Origin of the sequence: Mycoplasma sp. HU2014, from assembly GCF_001199495.1 — a bacterium.
Lineage (GTDB): Bacteria > Bacillota_I > Bacilli_A > Mycoplasmatales > Mycoplasmataceae > Mycoplasma.
Genome location: NZ_LFYS01000036.1, coordinates 1 through 5,162 on the forward strand (window position 1 = coordinate 1; position 5,162 = coordinate 5,162).

Annotated in this window: 4 protein-coding genes and 1 pseudogene; 3 read left to right on the forward strand and 2 right to left on the reverse strand. The window is 25.3% G+C overall.

Going from position 1 to position 5,162, the window contains the following annotated elements; translation table 4 throughout:
* On the reverse strand, positions 1 to 436 hold a 436-nt coding region (locus tag AB668_RS02030), incomplete at its 3' end, for a hypothetical protein (protein ID WP_050517309.1).
* 156 nt (positions 437 to 592) lie between these two features.
* On the opposite strand from AB668_RS02030, the gene AB668_RS02035 reads away from it, so the two are divergent.
* The 3 genes from AB668_RS02035 to AB668_RS02045 are packed head-to-tail and all read left to right on the forward strand — an operon-like array spanning position 593 to position 4,553.
* Positions 593 to 1,549, forward strand: a complete 957-nt coding sequence (locus AB668_RS02035; protein ID WP_050517406.1) for a glycosyltransferase family A protein — start codon at positions 593 to 595, stop codon at positions 1,547 to 1,549.
* A gap of 9 nt (positions 1,550 to 1,558) precedes the next feature.
* Entirely contained in the window at positions 1,559 to 2,392 is an 834-nt protein-coding gene (locus tag AB668_RS02040) for an RDD family protein (RefSeq protein ID WP_050517407.1), read from the forward strand.
* Entirely contained in the window at positions 2,379 to 4,553 is a 2,175-nt protein-coding gene (locus AB668_RS02045; RefSeq protein WP_050517408.1) for an ATP-dependent helicase, read from the forward strand. Before AB668_RS02040 ends, AB668_RS02045 begins: the two co-directional genes overlap by 14 nt.
* Before the next feature lie 204 nt (positions 4,554 to 4,757).
* On the opposite strand, the pseudogene AB668_RS02050 reads toward AB668_RS02045, so the two are convergent.
* A pseudogene (locus tag AB668_RS02050) lies at positions 4,758 to 5,162 on the reverse strand (hypothetical protein); the annotation flags it as partial.

The window sequence follows — 5,162 nt, forward strand, 5'->3', positions numbered from 1 at the left end:
TTTTTCTCTTACAGTATGCACTAGCAAAACCCTGTTTTATTAATCTTTTATCTAAATTAGAATATGAAATCTTATAACCAAATTTTTCTTTTAAACAACTATGATAATTTTTCAACGTCAAAAATGAACAACTACTGTTATTGTTCTCTCCTCCTGTTATTTTCATTTCTCCTTGATAAACTTCACCCAAGTTGTATATTGTTTCATCACTATATTTTTGCGCATTCTTGTTATTTACATTTTTATGAGAAAGTATTATCTCCTTTCCGGTATTTATAAAATCAAGATATTCTTTCTTATATCTTTTTATAGTAGAAACAGATTTATTAAATTGCTTTGCTATTGATAAACATGATCTTTTAGGATCCTTTGCAAAGATATCTAATATACATTTTTTAATTTCTGCATATGACTTATTGTCTAAAATAGTAAACATTCTAACCTCCTTTACCAATTATATGTTTTGGATCCAAAACATATAATTGGTAAGGTATCATTTTGTTTGATATTCCAGATAAAACCAAACTAATATAATTGCTGTTGATAATGGTGTAAAATATATATATTGAATATAAAAGGTTGGTGTTAAAAAATGCAAGTATCATTTGTTATAAGCTCACAATCTGACTTAGAAAGATTAAAAAAAACTGTAGGTTCCATACTTAATCAAAAAAACAAGTCTTTTGAAATTATTATTCTATTTGATTCAAAAGTAGATGCTGAAAAAAAAGAATATTTAAATGAGTTATTTGAACAAAATCAAAACATTATCATAAGTGAAAACAACAAGGTTCAAGATACAACTCAACATTGAAATATTTCAAAATTATTAGCTAGTGGAAAATATATGGTTTTTGTTAAAGAAGGAGACGATATTTTTGAAAATTTCGTTGATGAAATAGAAAAAATTTCAAATGAACATAACCCAGATATGATTCAATTTGATTTAGAATATTACGGTTTATTAGAAGAAACTTCTACTAAAACATTATTACAAACAAATAGGTTATATGATCTTGAAAATGAAAAAGAAGTTTTTGCTTACATAAGAAGAATTATTTATTCTAAAGCTTTTAAAACACAAATATGTAAAGAAAATAGAATTAGTTTCAGACCAAAAGTTCGTTTCGATAGTTTATTCACATTTGAGTTTTTAAAACATTCTAAAACTTTCTTTGCAACAGATAAAGTATTAACTAAACATAAAGTATTAGTTATGAGATACTCAGCATTTGATATTATTAACCAATGACCGCACATTATGAATTATTTCAGATCAATAGGTGAATATAAACAAATAGCTGATGAATTACATTATGCTTATTATTATGAATTATGTTATAACTTCATAAATTTAGTTAGATTATTTGATGATGATGTTTTATATAGAAATGTTTTAAATAAATGTAAGTGAAAAGCTAAAAAAGATAAGATTGATAAATTTATTAGAGTTAATAAAATATTTTTACAAAATTCAGATCCGACATTCACAGAAAGAGTTCACAAATTCAATGAATACGTTGATTCAGAATTAAACAAATTAAAATAATTAAAAGATATGGAAAATAAAAAATATTCATTAGTTGAATACACTGATAAAAATAAAAAATTAGAAGACATTCAATTTAGTCTAGCTAGTGTTTGAAAACTACTTTTTGCTAGACTTTTTGATTTGATAATAGGTTCAATTCCTATGATTTTAATAGACTTATTGTGAAAATCACAACCAGGAGATGTTGTGATTTTATTAGCGAGATATTTAATTTCTTTAATATGAATGTTTTTATATTTTGTAGTTTTATCTTGAACTTTAAAAGGTCAATCATTATCTAAAAAAATATTTAAACTTCAATTAATTAGTTTAGAAAAAAAACCAATTAGTTTTAAAGATATCTTTTTAAGAGAATTAGTTTTTATATTTATTCCATTTATAATTGGTATGATTTCAACAAGTATATTCGCTTTAATTCTTCCTACAAATATTAGTAATGATAATAAATTTAGAATTTTTATATCAGCTATAATTTATCAATTTGGTTTAATTATTATTTTCTTTTGGTGATTAGCTATTGCTATTTCAATTAAGTTTCAAAAACTTCATCAAGCAAATATTGATATAAAATTAAAACTTATTGTAGTTGATAAAAAACAACAACAAAAAATAGAAAAACATGATTTTAATAAAATGTTAAAAAGAGATGAAAAACACATTTCGTTATCAGATCAACCGGGTAATTTCGATATCGATTTTATAGATGAAATTAGAAATGAAGAACAAATTAATTATGATAAATCTATCAACTTAAAAAAACAAGATATCAAGACATTGAAATTAGAAAATCAAGATCAACAAAAACTAATAGAAAGTGAGAAAAAAGATGAGCATAAATAATATATTAGATTCTTTAAATCCTCAACAATTATCAGCTGTAATAACTACTGATAAACCAGTTAGAATTATTGCTGCTGCAGGTAGTGGTAAAACAAGAGTTATTACTGCTAAAGTTGCTTATCTAATTGAAAAAGCCAACATTAAAGCTTCTAGAATTTTAGCGGTTACTTTTACAAATAAAGCAGCTAATGAAATGAAAGAAAGAGTTTTAGATATTATTCAAGATAATTCAAAAAGTCCTTTTATTTCAACTTTTCATTCTTGATGTTGTAGAGTTTTAAGAAGTGATGGAACTAATATAGGATTAGAAAAAAACTTTTCTATTATAGATTCAGATGATCAAAGATCGATTATTAAAAAATCTGTTAAAGAATCAAATTTAGTTTTAACTGAAGAACAAAAAAAGATTTTTGATAAAAAGATTTTATATAAAATTAAAGAATGAAAAGAAAGCTTATACACTCCTAATGAAGCATTAGAAAACGCTTTTAATCCTATGGAAAGAAATTTTGCTGTAGTTTATAAATTATATGAGCAAAAATTAAAAGAATCTAATAGTTTAGATTTTGATGATCTACAAATTTATGTTTACAAGTTATTTAAACAAAATGTTGATGTTTTAGAAAAATGAAGAAATGCATATGACTATGTAATGGTTGATGAGTTTCAAGATACTAACGAAATTCAATTTGAGCTAATTAAATTTTTAACAAAAGATACTAATCATTTAACTGTCGTTGGTGATCCTGATCAAACAATATATTCATGACGTGGTGCAAAAGTTGATATTATTTTAAACTTTTCAAAAACTTATGCTAATGCAATAACTATAAAACTTAACCAAAACTATCGTTCTACTAAACAAATAGTAAACATTTCAAATGCTTTAATTAAAAATAATAAAAATAGAGAAGAAAAAGAAGTTTTTACAAATAATAATTCCGGAAAAAAGGTTATTGTAAAAGAAGCTCAATCTCGTGAAGATGAAGCAAGATATGTTGCAAAGCAAATAAAAGAATTAGTAAAACAAGGATACAAATATAAAGACTTTTTTATTCTATATAGAATTAATGCTTGATCTCAAGAATTTGAAAAAGAGTTTTATAATCAAAAAATACCTTTCCAATTAATTGGTGGAATTAAGTTTAGAGAAAGAAAAGTAATTAAAGATGCTATGGCATTTTTAAAAATGATTTCTATTAAAGATAATATTTCAAGTGAAAGAGTTTTAGGCTTAATTCCTAAAGTTGGATCTGTAACAATTAAAAAAATAGTTGATTTATGTGAACAAAAAAATATTTCTATTTATGATTTATTAGTAAATGAAGATAAAACAGATCTATATTTAATTACTAAGCAATTAGATTCATTAGGTGAAACTTTAAAAAATGCTAACCAAATGTTTTTAAACAATGATTCTGTTGAAACAATTTTAAGATATTTATTAAATAAAACTGGATATGAAGAAAAATTGAAAGTATTAAAAGATGAAGATAACATCGCAAACATTAATGCTTTATATGATCAATTAAGAAATTTTGAACAAGATTTTGATTATGAATATTATTTAGAAGAAAATAAACTAATCGCTTTTTTACAAGAAGAATCACTTATAGGAGATGCTGATCAGCAAGTTTTAGAAGATAAAGTTCATTTATTAACGGTTCACGCTGCTAAAGGTTTAGAAAATAAAATTGTGTTTGTTGTAGGAATTAATCAAGGAGTTATTCCTTCAAAACTTTCAAGTAATGTTCAATCAGAACTAGAAGAAGAAAGAAGAACTTTTTATGTTGCTTTAACAAGAGCTGAAGAACAGTTGTTTATTACTTATGTTAAAGGTGAATATTCTTATATTATGAAATCTGAATTGCTACCAAGTAAGTTTATTTATGAATTAAATAAAGAACATTATGAGTTTGAATCACAATTTATAAATAGTTTAAATTATCAAAAACAAGATTTTCATTCAAAACGAATTTCTCCAATAATCAACCCTACTCAATTTGTTGATTTTAAAGTTGGAGATATGGTTAATCATATTTTATTTGGTAAAGGAATTGTTTTAAAAGTAATTGGTAATCAACTTCAAATTGCTTTTGAAAATAAAGCTCATGGTAATACAATGGTTGCTGCAAATAATCCTGCATTGACTAAATTGTAATTCTTATGTATAAGAACTTTTATATGTTTGTTAATTTTAACAAATGTGTAAAAGTTTTTATTTTGTCAATTTTGAATTCATATTTTTAAAAACAAAAAACTCTAATCCATAAATTTAATATGGTGTTAGAGTTATTATTTTCATTTTTTAAGTGAGTTTATTTTATTCTAAAAGAGGTTCTTGTTAAGAATTACCAAGAGAGTGTTATAACTTTTCTTCATCTTCAGTAATAACAGTAGGTCCTTTATCTCCTTGTGGTCCTTCAGGTCCAGTAGGTCCTTTATCTCCTTGTGGTCCTTTATCTCCTTGTGGTCCTATAGGTCCAGTAGGTCCTTTATCTCCTTGTGGTCCTTCAGGTCCAGTAGGTCCTTTATCTCCTTGTGGTCCTTCAGGTCCAGTAGGTCCTTTATCTCCTTGTGGTCCTTCAGGTCCAGTAGGTCCTTTATCTCCTTGTGGTCCTTCAGGTCCAGTAGGTCCTTTATCTCCTTGTGGTCCTTCAGGCCCATTAGGTCCTTTATCTCCTTGTGGTCCTATAGGTCCAGTAGGTCCTTTATCTCCTTGTGGTCCTTCAGGCCCAGTAGGTCCTTTATCTCCTTGTGGTCCTTCAGG